A 14836-nucleotide genomic window follows, 5' to 3' on the forward strand; every position below is an offset into this window, starting at 1 on the left:
TCCAGGCGCTCAAGGGCCTGTCGCACCCGACCTCGTCGCGGCGCGGCAACCTGTTCGGCATGCTCGGCATGGGCCTGGCGATCATCACCACCGTCGGCCTGGTGTACAAACTGGGCAGCGAGCTGGCCACCCAGGGCCTGGGCTTCGTCATCCTCGGCCTGCTGGTCGGCGGTAGCGTCGGCACCGTGATGGCCAAGCGCGTGGAAATGACCAAGATGCCCGAACTGGTCGCCTTCATGCACAGCATGATCGGACTGGCGGCGGTGTTTATCGCCATCGCCGCGGTGGTCGAGCCGCAGTCCCTGGGCATAGTCGCCAGCCTCGGCGATGCCATTCCGGCCGGTAACCGCCTGGAGCTGTTCCTCGGTGCCGCCATCGGTGCCATTACCTTCTCCGGTTCGGTGATCGCCTTCGGCAAACTCTCGGGCAAGTACAAGTTCCGCCTGTTCCAGGGCGCACCGGTACAGTTCAAGGGCCAGCACTGGCTCAACCTGGCGATCGGCCTGGCCATCCTCGGTCTGGGTCTGGTGTACACCTTCACCGGTGACCTCAGCGCCTTCGCTATCCTCCTGGCCCTGGCCTTCGTCATCGGCGTGCTGATCATCATCCCCATCGGCGGCGCGGACATGCCGGTGGTGGTGTCGATGCTCAACAGCTACTCGGGCTGGGCGGCGGCCGGTATCGGCTTCTCGCTGAACAACTCGATGTTGATCATCGCCGGTTCCCTGGTGGGTTCGAGTGGCGCGATCCTCTCCTACATCATGTGCAAGGCGATGAACCGCTCGTTCTTCAACGTCATCCTCGGTGGTTTCGGTGGCGCAACTGACGCGGCCGGCCCGGCTGGCGCTCAGGAAGCCCGTCCGGTCAAGTCCGGCTCGAGCGACGACGCGGCCTTCCTGCTGACCAACGCCGACACCGTGATCATCGTTCCGGGCTACGGCCTGGCGGTGGCCCGTGCCCAGCACGCGCTGATGGAGCTGGCGGAGAAGCTGACCCACCGTGGTGTCACTGTGAAGTACGCGATCCACCCGGTTGCCGGGCGTATGCCGGGCCATATGAACGTGCTGCTGGCCGAGGCCGAAGTGCCTTACGAGCAGGTGTTCGAGATGGAAGACATCAACTCCGAGTTCGGCCAGGCCGACGTGGTGCTGGTGCTGGGGGCCAACGACGTGGTCAACCCGGCGGCGAAGAACGATCCGAAGTCGCCAATCGCCGGCATGCCGATCCTCGAGGCCTACAAAGCCAAGACCGTTATCGTCAACAAGCGCTCGATGGCCAGCGGCTACGCCGGCCTGGATAACGAACTGTTCTATATGGACAAGACCATGATGGTCTTCGGCGACGCCAAGAAGGTCATCGAAGATATGGTCAAGGCCGTCGAATGACGGCAGTAGCTCACACTCAGAGCAATAGTTACGTTTATGTGTCGCTCACGAGCAGCGCGATATTGAGGGCTGCTAAGAAGTAGGCGCTTCCCCCATTGCATCGTTAGCAGCGGCCTGCAGCCCTGAGCTCTAGCCGAGTATTTGTTCGCTGTGATCATTTACGTGTCATTTTTGATCATTGATCACGACTCTGGCCGGGGCTAACGTGGCTCACAAACCTATCAGTGCAAAGATAAATTGCCGTAATCCTCAAGCCTGGAGAAAAACTGCCATGACATCCTCGCTCTACCCGCACCTGCTGGCCCCCCTCGACCTGGGTTTCACCACCCTCAGGAACCGCACCCTGATGGGCTCCATGCACACCGGCCTGGAAGAGAAGCCCAATGGCTTCGAGCGCATGGCTGCCTTCTTCGCTGAGCGGGCGCATGGTGGCGTTGGTCTGATCGTCACCGGCGGTATTGGACCGAACGAGGAGGGCTGCGTATATGCCGGCGCGGCCAAGCTGACCACCCCGGAAGAAGCCGAGAAACACAAGATCGTCACCCGTGCGGTACACGAGGCGGACGGCAAGATCTGCATGCAGATCCTCCACGCCGGGCGCTATGCCTACAGCCCGAAATCGGTTTCGGCCAGCGCGATCCAGGCGCCGATCAACCCGTTCAAGCCGCGCGAGCTGGACGAGGAAGGCATCGAGAAGCAGATCCAGGATTTCGTCACCTGCTCCGTGCTGGCCCAGCAGGCCGAGTACGACGGGGTCGAGATCATGGGCTCGGAAGGCTACTTCATCAACCAGTTCCTAGTGACTCACGTCAACCAACGCAGTGACCGCTGGGGCGGCAGCTTCGAAAACCACATGCGCCTGCCGGTGGAGATCGTGCGTCGGGTGCGCGAGGCCGTCGGCCCGAACTTCATCATCATCTATCGCCTGTCCATGCTCGACCTGGTGGAGAACGGCAGCACCTGGGACGAAATCGTCCTGCTGGCCAAGGCCATCGAACAGGCCGGTGCGACCATCATCAACACCGGTATCGGCTGGCACGAGGCACGCATCCCGACCATCGCCACCAAGGTGCCGCGCGCGGCCTACGCCAAAGTTACCGCCAAGCTCAAGGGCGAGGTGAACATCCCGCTGGTCGCCACCAACCGCATCAACACCCCAGAAGTGGCCGAGCAGGTGCTGGCCGAAGGCGACGCCGATATGGTCTCCATGGCCCGTCCCTTCCTCGCCGATCCGGACTTCGTCAACAAGGCCGCGCAAGGTCGTAGCGACGAGATCAACACCTGCATCGGCTGCAACCAAGCCTGCCTGGATCACACCTTCGGCGGCAAGCTGACCACTTGCCTGGTCAACCCGCGCGCCTGCCATGAAACCGAGTTGAACTATATCCCTACCCAGCAAGTTAAGAAGATTGCGATTGTGGGTGCCGGTCCGGCCGGGCTGGCTGCTGCAACCGTGGCCGCCGAGCGCGGTCATAGCGTGACCCTGTTCGATGCGCAGGCCGAGATCGGTGGCCAGTTCAACGTGGCCAAGCGTGTGCCGGGCAAGGAAGAGTTCTACGAAACCCTGCGCTACTTCAAGCGCAAGCTGGAAACCACCGGCGTCGAGCTGCGTCTGAATACCCGCGTATCCGCCGACGAGCTGAGCAAGGGTGGCTATGACGAGGTCATCCTGGCGACCGGCATCGCGCCGCGTACCCCGGCGATTCCGGGCATCAACAACCCCAAGGTGATTAGCTACCTGGATGCCATCCTACAGCGCAAGCCGGTTGGCCAGAAGGTTGCGGTGATCGGTGCCGGCGGTATCGGTTTCGATGTCTCCGAGTTCATCACCCATCAGGGCGAGTCCACCAGCCTCAACCGTGACGAGTTCTGGAAGGAGTGGGGCATCGATCGCGCGCTGGAAGCCCGCGGTGGCGTGGCTGGCGTCCAGGCGCATCCGCACCCGGCGGCGCGTCAGGTATTCCTGCTGCAACGCAAGAAATCCAAAGTCGGCGACGGCCTGGGCAAGACCACTGGCTGGATTCATCGCACCGGGCTGAAGCACAAGAATGTGCAGATGCTCAACTCGGTCGAGTACCTCAAGGTCGACGAGGCCGGCCTGCACATCCGCATCGCCGAAGGTGAGCCGCAACTGCTGCCGGTGGATACCGTAGTCGTCTGCGCCGGCCAGGACCCACTGCGAGAACTGCACGACGGCCTGGTCGCCGCCGGCCAGCGCGTGCACTTGATCGGTGGTGCCGACGTGGCCACCGAACTGGACGCCAAGCGTGCCATCAACCAGGGCTCGCGCCTGGCTGCCGAGCTCTGATGCTTCTACCGGAAAAACAATAGCCTCGAGGAAAGCGAAATGTCCGAACTGAAACTGCATCCCCAGGCTGCCGCCTCCCTACAACGCTGGGTAAGCGCTTCATAAACCCCATCTACAAATGACCTGTAGCACCCTTGATGCTGAGCTCTAGCGCCGCAACTCAACTCAATGCAGTTACTACCACCTAGCAGAGCGGCGTTTACTCAAGATTTCTGTCCGCGTCAGTCCAAAGCAATTAGCTCATCTACGTAGGCTGCACTAATTGTGCGTAAGCCGGATCAGATGGTCAGCGAGAGGACAACCGCGGTCAGCACCACTGTCAGGCGATGCTACCTCTGAGGTTTATCGCTCCTGGCCGGTTCTGATGCGACCTAAGCGACCTGGCTCCTACGCTATGACTTTAAGCTCATGCGATTTTGGAAAACGTGTACTTTTCTGGGATAACTATTACAGGGGGCGGGACAGGCCAACAGGCCATGGGGTCCAGAATTAACCTCCAAACCGCAAGGAACTGGAGTTTTTCGGTGATTTCTAGGGGCTTACTTAGGTATAACTAATCGCAGAAGGTACAGTGATTCCAGGAACAGCCGTTGGTCACCGGCAGAATCAGCGAATGGGCTTCACTGGGCGGACGGAATACCGGTTCGATATAGCTGATGGGGAAATCGTGCATGGTTCCTACTCAAAGCCGATGGCGGCCTCAGCCGCCAATAATCTTCATCACGGTCGCGCCGCCGGAAAACGCCACCTCCTGCTTGTCGCCCAGGGCCTTGACCAGCAGCCCCTGCAGGGCCGGCAGAGCCTGATGGCGCGGTTTGTCGAGCAGGTCGCCGACATAGTGACGGTTGCTCGACGACAGACAGCCATGCAGCCAGCCGGTGGAGGACAGGCGCAGGCGCGAGCAGGTGCGGCAGAACGGCACGCTTTCGTTGGCGATCACGCCGAAAAAGCCCCGCCCGGGGATTTCATAGCGCAGCGCCGTGGCATCCAGCGGTGCGGCCGCCTGGGTATAGGCATGGTGTTCGCCAATCATGCTCAGTAGCTCCGGCATGCCGACAAACTGGCGCAGAAAGCCATTGCCATCGCGAGCCAGGTGGCCCATGCGCATCAGTTCGATAAAACGCAGCTCGAAGCCGTTGGCCAGACAGTAGTCCAGCAGCGGCAACACCTGATCGAGGTTCTGCCCACGCAACGGCACCATATTGATCTTGATCTGCATACCCGCCGCCCGCGCCTGCTGCAGGCCATCGAGCACAGTCGCCAGATCGCCGCCGCGGGCAATCGAACGGAACGCCTCGGCATCCAGGGTATCCAGGGAGATATTCAACCGGCGCAGGCCGCACTCCAGCAGCAGCGGCAGCTTGCGTGCCAGCAGTTGGCCATTGCTGGTCAGGCTGATATCGGCCAGACCGAGCTGGCTGACGCCGCGCAAAAAGCTGTCCAGCTTGGGACTGACCAGCGGCTCGCCACCGGTGATGCGCAGCCGTTCAATACCAGCCGCCTCGATCAGATAGGCCACGCCGCGCAGCATGGCTTCGGCCGACAGTTCATCCTGCGCCGCCACCAGGCGCTTGCCGTCGGGCACGCAGTAGGTACAGGCATAGTTGCAGGCAGCCGTGAGGCTGATGCGCAGATTGCGAAAGCGTCTGCCCTGGCGATCAACGATCATGCAAGACTCCAGCGAAGGTGAGCGCCGAGTATAGGGTCGCCGCCAGCACAGCAGATTCGTTATCGAACAGCTGAATACCTCAGCTAAGCGAGACGTCGCCGTCGCGCTTGCGCTTGTTGCCCATGCGCACGCCGATATCCATCAGAAACTGGAAGAAGCCTTCCTGATCTTCCAGCACATTGCTCCAGAACGGCGAGTGATACAGCGCCACTGCGCCATGCACCAGGGCCCAGGCCGCACAGTAGTGGAAGTACGGCGGCACGTCCTCCAGCTTGCCTTCGGCGATACGGCCCTTGATCAGCTGGGTCAGACGCTCGAAGTTGGAGGCGCGGATCTTGTGCAACTCCTCGACCATCTCCGGCACCTGGTTGCCCTTGACCACCTTTTCTTCCAGGCGGTCGAACAGGCGGTAGCGCTGCGGGTCACGCATGCGGAACTCGAAGTAGGCACGCGACAGGGCTTCCTTGTCGCGGTCGATATCGGCCGAGTGCAACAGCTCGTTCAGGTCGCGCTCGTAGTCGAGCATCAGGCGCAGGTAGATCTCCGCCTTGGACTTGAAGTGCTTGTAGATGGTGCCTTTGCCAATACCAACGGCGTCGGCAATCATCTCCACGGTCACGCTGTCTTCGCCCTGTTCGAGGAAGAGCTTCAGCGCTGTATCGAGAATTTCCTGTTCGCGGCGGCGAAACTCACGGACCTTACGGGGTTCTTTATGCATAAAGGGACTAGAGGGTCGAAAATCGAAGGCGGGTATTATGCCTAACTAACGGCAAATTGCACGGATCATCCGACCATGTACGCTGTTCATGACGAGTTTCCGCAACTTCCCGGCCTGCGTTACCTCAACCACGCAGCCGTTTCACCCTGGCCACAACGGGCGGCCGAGGCCGTCACTCGCTTTGCCCGGGAAAACGCCCAGAGCGGGGCCCGTGACTATCCAGACTGGCTGAAAACCGAGCAACGCCTGCGCGAACGCCTGCAGCGCCTGCTCAACGCCCCCTCATGCAGCGACATCGCCTTGGTCAAGAGCACCTCGGAGGCGCTGTCCTTTGTCGCCTTCGGCCTGGACTGGCGAGCCGGCGACCAGGTGGTGATCAGCAACGAGGAGTTCCCTTCCAACCGCGTGGTGTGGGAGGCACTCAACCGCTTTGGCGTTGAGGTGGTACAGGTCAGCCTCAAGGGCCACGCCCCTGAAGACGCTCTGCTCGCCGCCTGCGGCCCGCGCACCCGATTGCTGTCGGTCAGCGCAGTGCAATACGCCAGTGGCCTGCGCCTGGAGCTGCAGTGCCTGGGTCAGGGCTGCCAGGAGCGCGGCGTACTGTTCTGCGTCGACGCAATCCAGCAACTCGGTGCCCTGCCCTTCGACGTGCAGAGCAGCCAGTGCGCCTTTGCCATGGCCGACGGCCACAAATGGCTGCTCGGCCCGGAAGGGCTGGGCGTGTTCTATTGTCGCCGCGACCTGCGCGAACAGCTCAAACTGCACGAATACGGCTGGCATATGCTCGAACACGCCGGCGACTACCAGCGCACGGAGTGGCAAGCGGCACGCAGCGCCAGACGCTTCGAGTGCGGCAGTCCGAATATGCTCGGCACCATGGCCCTGGAGGCCAGCCTGTCGCTGCTGGAAGAGGTCGGCATGCCTCAGGTCGAAGCCGCCCTGCAGGAGCGTATGCAATGGCTGCAGGGCGGCCTGCAAACGATTCCAGGCTGCAACCTGCACAGCCCGCTGAATCCGCTGCGGCGCGCCGGCATTCTTACCTTTAGCCTCGACGGCTGGAGCAATCAGGCGCTGTACCAGCAGCTGAGAGATGAACAGGTGATCTGCGCCCAGCGTGGGGCGGGCATACGCCTGTCGCCTCATTTCTATACGCAGGACCAGATCATAGAAGAAACCCTGCAGCTGCTGCACCAGCTGGCAACAACTTGAGGACTCAAGAACGCGGTGGGTATTCCAAATACGTTTAAGAATGCCGCCAAATGGCCTGGACTATCGGCAATCTTCACCAATACTGGGGAGTACTGGTGTGCGGTGTACCCCCCAAGCGCCCCGCCAGGCAAGGTACCGTGGACCGCGTATCTTGATTTACTCCTAATGGTCTTAACCCGGACTCATCCCCCAGAGCCCGGGTTTTTTTTGCGTCAAATTTAGCGTAGGGCGCAGGCGGCCTGCCTTAGCCCACTCGAGCCAGAGGAAAAAGGCGCTTAAAGTTGCTTGTGGTCTGTTCGGCAAACTGCTCGAAACCAACCCCGCGCAATGTCGCCAGGTACTCGGCCACCTCGCGTACATATTCCGGCAGGTTCGGCTTGCCGCGGTGCGGCACCGGGGCCAGATAGGGCGCGTCTGTTTCCACCAGCAGGCGGTCGGCCGGCACCTGACGCGCCACTTCGCGCAGCGCCTCGGCATTGCGGAAGGTGACGATGCCGGACAGGGAAATATAGAAACCAAGATCCAGAGCGGCCTTGGCCATGTCCCAGTCCTCGGTAAAGCAATGCAACACACCGGCCTGCGGCAAGGCGGCCTCGCGCAGCAGGGTCAAGGTATCGGCCCGGGCTTCGCGGGTGTGCACGATCACCGGCTTGCCGGTGACCTGAGCGGCCTGCAGGTGCAGGCGGAAGGCTTGCCGCTGCAGTTCGGCCGCCTCCGGCTCATAGTGGTAGTCCAGGCCGGTTTCGCCAATCGCCACCACCCGCGGATGGTTCAGCTCGGCCAGCAGCCAGTCCAACGCCGGCGCGGCACCGGGCTCGAGATCCAGGGGGTGCACGCCCACCGAGCAGTCGACGTCGGCATAGCGCTCGGCCAGGCCCTTGACCGCTGCGGCGTTGTCGGCGCTGACACCAATACAGAGAAAATGACCGACGCCGCGCGCCCGCGCAGCAGCCAGCGCCGCGTCGAGCGAACCGCCATGGGCGGCCAGATCGAGACGATCGAGGTGGCAGTGGGAATCGATAAGCATGGGAGCCTCAAGCTTTGGACCGCGAGCACCAAGCCACAAACTCAGAGCCTGTCGCTTCCAGCTTGCAGCGGGTGGCTTGTCGCTTACGGCTATTACATCGTATGGGTCGGGCGATCCGAGGTCAGCGCACCGGCCAGGTAGGTTTCGATCTTGTTGCGCGCGCTGTTGTCACCGTCATTGAACTGCACGCCGACACCCGCGGCGCGGTTGCCCTGGGCACCCTTGGGCGTGATCCAGACCACCTTGCCGGCGACCGGGATCTTTTCCGGCTCATCCATCAGATTGAGCAGCATGAACACTTCATCGCCGAGCTTGTAGTTCTTGTTGGTCGGGATAAACAGACCGCCATTCTTGATAAAGGGCATATAAGCGGCATAGAGCACGGACTTGTCCTTGATGGTCAAGGACAAGATCCCGTTACGCGGGCCCAAGTTAGGAGGCAGACTCATGCGGCATTCCTGAATGTATGACTCAATGACCGATTCTAGCCCGGTCCGGGCAGGCTTGCCCACTGCACCAGCAAGGCTTCGAGAAGCAAGACACGGTTGAGATTGGCCTTGCTCATGACTTTCTGCCGTTGCGCCAGCAGCCAGTCCTGGATCTTCAGCACCTTGGCCTGCGGGGTCTTGTCCGCCAGGTACTGCACCACCTTGCGCATATCGGCATGGCCAAGCCCTTCCTCATCGCGGGTCAACTGATAGCGCAACATCAATTGCGACCACTGGCTGAACCAGTCGAACAGCAACTGCAGGGACACCGCATTCCAGCTTTCCGCCAGCTGGCTGGGGGCGATCTGCTGTTTGAGCAGCTTCTTCACCCCGTCCACCACCTGCGCACGCTGGGCACTGACGCCCTGCTCATGCATCTTTACCGCCGCCAGCGGCGAGCCGGCGGCCAGGAACAACAATTCGCGATGCTCTTCGCCGCTACAGTCCGGCAACGCCTGCTGCAACCAAGTCAGGCTCATCGCCTCGCTGGGCAACGGACAGGCCTGCTGCACGCAGCGACTCTTCACCGTCGGCAACAGACGACTGGGCTGGTGACTGATCAATAGCAGCACGGTATTGCCGGAGGGCTCCTCCAGGCTTTTCAGCAAGGCGTTGGCGGCGTTGACGTTCATCGACTCGGTTGGCTCGACCAGCACCACCTTGCGGCCGGCCAGTTGCGCAGTCTGCACCACGAAACCGACCAACTCGCGCACCTGATCGACCTTGATCGCCTTGTCGGCCTCCTCCGGCTCGAGGATGTAGTTGTCCGGATGGGTACCGGCGGCCAGCAGATGGCAGGACTTGCACTGACCGCAGGCGTCCAGCCCGGCGGGCTGCTGGCAGAGCAGACGCGCCATCAAGCGTTCCGCCAGGGCACGCTTGCCGATACCGGCCGGCCCATGCAGCAGGTAGGCGTGGGCATGTTGCGTGCGCCCGGCCAACTGCTGCCAGAGCGCATCCTGCCAGGGGTAGGCTTCAGCCACGGTGCAGCTCCAGCAATTCCGGCAACAGGGCATCCAGAGCATGCTGCACCTGGCTCAGCGACTGCGCGGCATCCAGAATTCGGTAGCGCTGCGGTTGCTCAGCGGCACGACGCAGGTAGGTGCCGCGCACCGCATCGAAGAATTCGCGCCCCTCCTGCTCGAACCTGTCCAGTCGCCCACGGGCGGCCGCCCGCGCCAGCCCCACCTCGATCGGCAGATCGAAAATCAGGGTCAGATCCGGGCGCAACGCGCCCTGGACAAAATCTTCCAGCGCGGCGATACGCGCGGTGGACAAACCGCGGCCACCGCCTTGATAGGCATAGGTGGCGTCGGTAAAGCGATCGCAGAGCACCACGCAGCCCCGCGCCAGCGCCGGGCGGATAACCCGCGCCAGATGCTGGGCGCGCGCCGCGAAGACCAGCAGCAACTCGGTGTCGGCGGCCATGTCCTCGTCGTCGCTGGGGGTGAGCAGCAGCTCGCGAATCCGCTCAGCCAAGGGCGTGCCGCCCGGCTCGCGGGTCAGCAACACATCGATGCCCTGTGCCCGCAAGCGCTCGGCCAGGTAGTCGCGATTGGTACTCTTGCCCGCACCTTCGGGACCTTCCAGGGTGATAAACAAACCGCTCACAGAACGTCCTTACTGATTATTGGGTGCAACGGGAGCAGGGCTCGAACGGTAGTCGGCACGCCGCTTGATCTGATACTCGCGCACCGCCCGATTATGCTGTTCGAGGGTGCTGGAAAACACATGACTGCCATCGCCACGGGCAACGAAATACAGGCTGCGGCCGTCGACGGGGTTGAGCGCGGCATTGATCGCCTCGCGGCCGACCAGGGCAATGGGGGTCGGCGGCATGCCGTCAATGGTGTAGGTATTGTAGGCGGTCGGCTCACGTAAGTCGGCGCGGGTGATTCTGCCGTTGTAGCGCTCACCCATGCCGTAGATCACCGTGGGATCGGTCTGCAGACGCATGCCGATACGCAGACGCCGCACGAAGACTCCGGCGATCTCGCCACGCTCCTCGGGTACGCCGGTCTCCTTCTCGATCATCGAGGCCATGATCAAGGCGTCGTAAGGCTCGCGGTACGGCAAGCCTTCGGCGCGCTGCGCCCACTCCTCGGCCAGCACCTGTTCCAGGCGGGCGTGGGCCTGCTTGAGCAGGTCGAGGTCGCTCATACCGCGGACAAATCGGTAGGTATCGGGAAAGAAGCGACCCTCCGGATTGAGCCCAGGCAGGCCGAGACGCTCCATCAGCTGCGCATCGCTCAGGTCCCTCAGGGTCAGATCGAGGCGGGTCTCCCGGGCCAGGGCAGCCCGCACCTGGCGGAAATTCCAGCCTTCGACCAGGGTCAGGCTGTACTGCAGCACCTCGCCACGCCGCCACATGCCCAGCATATCGAACGCCTTGAGGCCTGGCGTCAGCCGATATTCACCACTGTGCAGCGGCTGGTTGCGCAGATTGAAGCGCCAGTACAGCCGCAACCAGAGAGCACCGTCAAGCACGCCATCGGCCTCGAGGCGGTTGAGTACCCCGCCAGGCGTAGCGCCAGCCGCCACCTCGACCAGGTACTCGTCGGCCAGCGTCAGAGGCTGGTGCAAGGCCGTATGCTGCTGCCAGGCGATAAACGCCACAAGCAGACCAGCCAACAGCACCGCGCCTTCCAGCAGCAGCAAAAGTTTGCGTATCACGAATCAGCAGTCCAGTAGATCGCGGGCAATAACCTGCAGTTTACGGGTGAGCGGGCCGAGCGGCCAGTCATGCGTGAGCAGGCTGCGAACCGGCCAGACGCCGTAGAGGCTGTTGCAGAGAAATACCTCGTCGGCGGCCAGCAGCTCGGCGTAACCGATCTCTCGCACCTGGCACTCGATGCCACGCGCCGCGGCCTGGGCCAGCAACTCGGCGCGCATCACCCCGGCCACTCCGCAGCGCGACAGGTCCGCGGTGATCAACACCCCATCCCTGACGATAAACAGATTGCTGTAAACCCCCTCGATCACCCGCCCGGCCCCATCCAGCATCAGGCCTTCGGCATGCTCGGCGTCGCGCCACTCGTTGCGCGCCAGCACCTGCTCGAGACGATTGAGGTGCTTCAAGCCGGCCAGCACAGGCTGATCGGCCAGACGTGTAACGCAGGGAAACAGGCGCACACCCTGCACAGCATGGGCGGCCGGATAGCTCGGTTTGGGATTGCCCAGCAGCAGGCGTCGCGGCTGCGCCGGCTGTGGCGGCGCATAGCCGCGCAAGCCGTCGCCCCGAGTCAGGATCAGTTTGGCCACGCCATCGCCGAGCTGCCGACTGAACGCCAGCAACTCGGCCCTCAGCACAGTCATATCCAGCGGGATATGCAGACGCGCGCAACCTTCACTCAGCCGCGCCAGGTGACGTTCCAGCAGCGAAGGTTGACCCGCCGTAATGGCGATGGTCTCAAACAGACCATCGCCATAGGCCAAACCGCGATCCTGGATGGATAGCAGCTCGGCCGGCCGGCCGTCGATCCAGCTCAGCATCAGTCGACGAACCGACGGAACACCAGCGAGCCATTGGTACCGCCGAAACCGAAGGAGTTGGACAGTACCACCTCGATCGGCATGGCCTTGGCCTGATGCGCCACGAAGTCGAGATCGCATCCCTCGTCCGGTGTGTCCAGGTTGATGGTCGGCGGAGCGACCTGGTCGCGGATGGCCAGCACGCTGAAAATGGCCTCCACCGCGCCGGCAGCACCGAGCAGATGGCCGGTCATCGACTTGGTCGAGCTGACCGCCAGCTGGTAGGCATGCTCGCCGAACACCGACTTCACCGCCGCCACTTCCGCCTTGTCGCCGGCCGAAGTCGAGGTGCCATGGGCATTGATGTATTGCACCTGCTCGGGATTCAGCCCGGCATCGCGCAAGGCATTGACCATGCAGCGCGCCGCACCTGCGCCGTCTTCCGGCGGCGAGGTCATATGGTAAGCATCGCCACTCATACCAAAGCCGATCAGCTCGGCATAGATATGTGCGCCACGGGCCTTGGCATGCTCCAGCTCTTCCAGTACCAGGGCACCGGCACCGTCGGACAGGACAAAGCCGTCACGCTCCTTGTCCCAGGGACGACTGGCCCGGGTCGGATCATCATTGCGGGTCGACATCGCCCGCGCGGCGGCGAAGCCACCCAGACCCAGACCGCAGGCAGCCATTTCGGCACCGCCGGCCACCATCACGTCGGCCTCGCCGTACATGATGTTGCGCGCCGCCATGCCAATGCAGTGGGTACCGGTGGTACAGGCCGTGGCGATGGCGTAGTTGGGCCCCTGCAAACCGAGATGGATCGACAGGAAGCCGGAAATCATATTGATGATCGAGCCTGGCACGAAGAACGGCGAAATGCGCCGCGGCCCTTGCTCGATCAGCGACTTGCAGTTGTTCTCGATATTGGTCAGGCCGCCAATACCCGAGCCCATGGCCACGCCAATGCGTTCGCGATTGGCATCGGTCACTTCCAGCCCGGAATCGCGCATCGCCTGAAAGCTCGCGGCCAGACCGTACTGAATAAACAAATCGAGCTTGCGTGCCTCTTTGGCGGACAGGTATTGCTCAACATCGAAGCCCTTGACCGAGCCACCGATACGGGTGGAAAAGGCCGAAAGGTCCATATGATCGAGCAGGCCGATACCACTGCGCCCGGCCAAAATGCCCTGCCAACTGCTCGGCACATCGTTACCCAGCGGCGACAACATGCCCATACCGGTAACCACGACGCGTCTACGCGACACAGCAATCTCCTTTATCTAGTTTGCAACGCTTGCAATGCGCTTAAAGAAAAGCCGCACACCCGAGAAGGGAGTGCGGCTTTTCCGAGTCGGGAAACGACGATTGCGTTTACGCGTGTGCGGTAACGTAGTCGATGGCTTCCTGAACGGTGGTGATCTTCTCGGCTTGTTCGTCCGGGATTTCGGTCTCGAATTCCTCTTCGAGAGCCATCACCAGCTCAACGGTGTCAAGAGAGTCGGCACCCAGGTCTTCGACGAAGGAAGCGCTGTTGGTTACTTCCTCTTCTTTGACGCCAAGCTGCTCGGCAACGATTTTCTTGACGCGTTCTTCGATGGTGCTCATACCTTGTTCTCACTCCTAATGGGACAAATCCAGGCCACTGGTCTGCGGCCAAGTGTATAGAAAGGGTTTTTAGCATTTCAAGCTGAATGCCGGGGAGCCCCCAAGAACACTTCAACGACCTGCCTATAAACCTGTTGCAGCTTTATAACGGATTTTAGACAGCATCTATGACAGTTTTCTGAAGGCATCCGTCACATTTAACTCATGTACATCCCGCCGTTCACAGGGATAGTAGCCCCTGTGACGTAAGCTGCGCCATCGGAAGCAAGGAAAGCGACCACTTTTGCGATCTCTTCGGCCTGCCCCAAACGGCCCAGCGGAATCTGGGTAAGCAGCGCATCACGCTGCGCTTCCGGCAGTTCGCGGGTCATATCGGTGTCGATAAACCCTGGCGCTACGGCATTCACGGTAATCGCCCGCGAACCCACTTCACGCGCCAGCGCACGACCGAAGCCTTCCAGCCCGGCCTTGGCCGCAGCATAGTTCACCTGGCCGGCGTTGCCCATGGCTCCGACCACCGAACCGATGTTGATGATGCGCCCGTAACGCGCCTTGGTCATGCCACGCAGCACCGCCTTGGTCAGCCGGTACAGGCTGCTCAGGTTGGTATTGATAACATCGAACCATTCGTCGTCTTTCATCCGCAGCATCAGGTTATCGCGGGTGATACCGGCGTTGTTGACCAGGATCAACGGCTGACCAAGATGTTGCTGGATATGCTCGAGGGTGCTGGTAACCGACTCGTCATTGCTGACGTCCAGCACCAGGCCGGCACCTTCGATGCCATTGGCTTTCAGGGTTTCGGCGATACGCTCGGCCCCCGAAGCGGAGGTCGCGGTGCCTATTACCACAGCGCCTTGACGACCCAATTCCAGGGCAATCGCCTGACCAATGCCACGGCTCGCACCGGTGACCAATGCAACCTTACCTTGCAGGCTCATAGCCTTTCTCCTTAA

At 61.9% G+C, this 14836-nt stretch carries 14 protein-coding genes and 1 pseudogene; 3 read left to right on the forward strand and 12 right to left on the reverse strand.

Translation table 11 applies throughout. From position 1 onward, the window contains the following. Both AACY13_RS12100 and AACY13_RS12105 read left to right on the forward strand, forming a co-directional pair. The coding region (locus tag AACY13_RS12100; RefSeq protein ID WP_339461832.1) for an NAD(P)(+) transhydrogenase (Re/Si-specific) subunit beta at positions 1-1385 on the forward strand (1385 nt) is incomplete at its 5' end. Between the two features lie 271 nt (positions 1386-1656). Further along, positions 1657-3693, forward strand: a complete 2037-nt coding sequence (locus AACY13_RS12105) for an NADPH-dependent 2,4-dienoyl-CoA reductase (RefSeq protein ID WP_339461834.1) — start codon at positions 1657-1659, stop codon at positions 3691-3693. Between the two features lie 556 nt (positions 3694-4249). On the opposite strand, the pseudogene AACY13_RS12110 reads toward AACY13_RS12105, so the two are convergent. From AACY13_RS12110 to AACY13_RS12120, 3 genes and pseudogenes are all read right to left on the reverse strand, one after another. Beyond that, positions 4250-4366, reverse strand: a pseudogene (locus AACY13_RS12110) (radical SAM protein); the annotation flags it as partial. A 27-nt stretch (positions 4367-4393) separates the two neighbouring features. Further along, positions 4394-5362: a GTP 3',8-cyclase MoaA gene (locus AACY13_RS12115; protein ID WP_339461836.1), complete on the reverse strand. Its 969-nt coding sequence runs from the start codon at positions 5360-5362 to the stop codon at positions 4394-4396. Between the two features lie 79 nt (positions 5363-5441). Beyond that, a complete protein-coding gene (locus AACY13_RS12120; protein WP_339461838.1) occupies positions 5442-6080 on the reverse strand; it encodes a TetR/AcrR family transcriptional regulator in 639 nt (212 codons plus the stop codon). Positions 6081-6155: 75 nt separating this feature from the next. Between AACY13_RS12120 and AACY13_RS12125 the strand changes: the two genes are divergently transcribed. After that, the gene (locus AACY13_RS12125; RefSeq protein WP_339461839.1) at positions 6156-7289 is read left to right on the forward strand and encodes an aminotransferase class V-fold PLP-dependent enzyme; all 1134 of its coding nucleotides are present in this window, start codon (positions 6156-6158) and stop codon (positions 7287-7289) included. 244 nt (positions 7290-7533) lie between these two features. On the opposite strand, the gene AACY13_RS12130 is transcribed toward AACY13_RS12125, so the two are convergent. From AACY13_RS12130 to fabG, 9 genes are all read right to left on the reverse strand, one after another. Then, complete coding sequence (locus AACY13_RS12130) at positions 7534-8316, reverse strand: TatD family hydrolase (RefSeq protein WP_339461841.1); 783 nt, start codon at positions 8314-8316, stop codon at positions 7534-7536. A 92-nt stretch (positions 8317-8408) separates the two neighbouring features. After that, positions 8409-8765, reverse strand: a complete 357-nt coding sequence (locus tag AACY13_RS12135) for a PilZ domain-containing protein (protein ID WP_325510092.1) — start codon at positions 8763-8765, stop codon at positions 8409-8411. Positions 8766-8800: 35 nt separating this feature from the next. Further along, positions 8801-9787: a DNA polymerase III subunit delta' gene (locus tag AACY13_RS12140; protein WP_339461845.1), complete on the reverse strand. Its 987-nt coding sequence runs from the start codon at positions 9785-9787 to the stop codon at positions 8801-8803. Continuing rightward, positions 9780-10415 carry a dTMP kinase gene (gene tmk / locus AACY13_RS12145; protein ID WP_339461846.1) on the reverse strand — a complete coding sequence of 212 codons (636 nt, stop codon included), beginning with the start codon at positions 10413-10415 and terminating at the stop codon, positions 9780-9782. The genes AACY13_RS12140 and tmk overlap by 8 nt, the downstream gene beginning before the upstream one ends. 9 nt (positions 10416-10424) lie before the next feature. Next, positions 10425-11477 carry an endolytic transglycosylase MltG gene (gene mltG / locus AACY13_RS12150; protein ID WP_339461847.1) on the reverse strand — a complete coding sequence of 351 codons (1053 nt, stop codon included), beginning with the start codon at positions 11475-11477 and terminating at the stop codon, positions 10425-10427. Positions 11478-11480: 3 nt separating this feature from the next. Further along, positions 11481-12296, reverse strand: a complete 816-nt coding sequence (pabC, locus tag AACY13_RS12155; RefSeq protein WP_339461848.1) for an aminodeoxychorismate lyase — start codon at positions 12294-12296, stop codon at positions 11481-11483. Then, a complete protein-coding gene (gene fabF, locus AACY13_RS12160; protein ID WP_339461849.1) occupies positions 12296-13540 on the reverse strand; it encodes a beta-ketoacyl-ACP synthase II in 1245 nt (414 codons plus the stop codon). The genes pabC and fabF overlap by 1 nt, the downstream gene beginning before the upstream one ends. A gap of 106 nt (positions 13541-13646) precedes the next feature. Beyond that, entirely contained in the window at positions 13647-13880 is a 234-nt protein-coding gene (gene acpP / locus AACY13_RS12165) for an acyl carrier protein (protein WP_058066290.1), read from the reverse strand. A 197-nt stretch (positions 13881-14077) separates the two neighbouring features. After that, positions 14078-14821 (reverse strand): 3-oxoacyl-ACP reductase FabG, encoded by a 744-nt coding sequence (gene fabG, locus AACY13_RS12170; protein ID WP_339461850.1) that lies wholly within the window; start codon positions 14819-14821, stop codon positions 14078-14080. Positions 14822-14836 lie beyond the last annotated feature (15 nt).

The sequence above is a fragment of the Pseudomonas sp. EA_105y_Pfl2_R69 genome (assembly GCF_963970915.1).
GTDB lineage: Bacteria > Pseudomonadota > Gammaproteobacteria > Pseudomonadales > Pseudomonadaceae > Aquipseudomonas.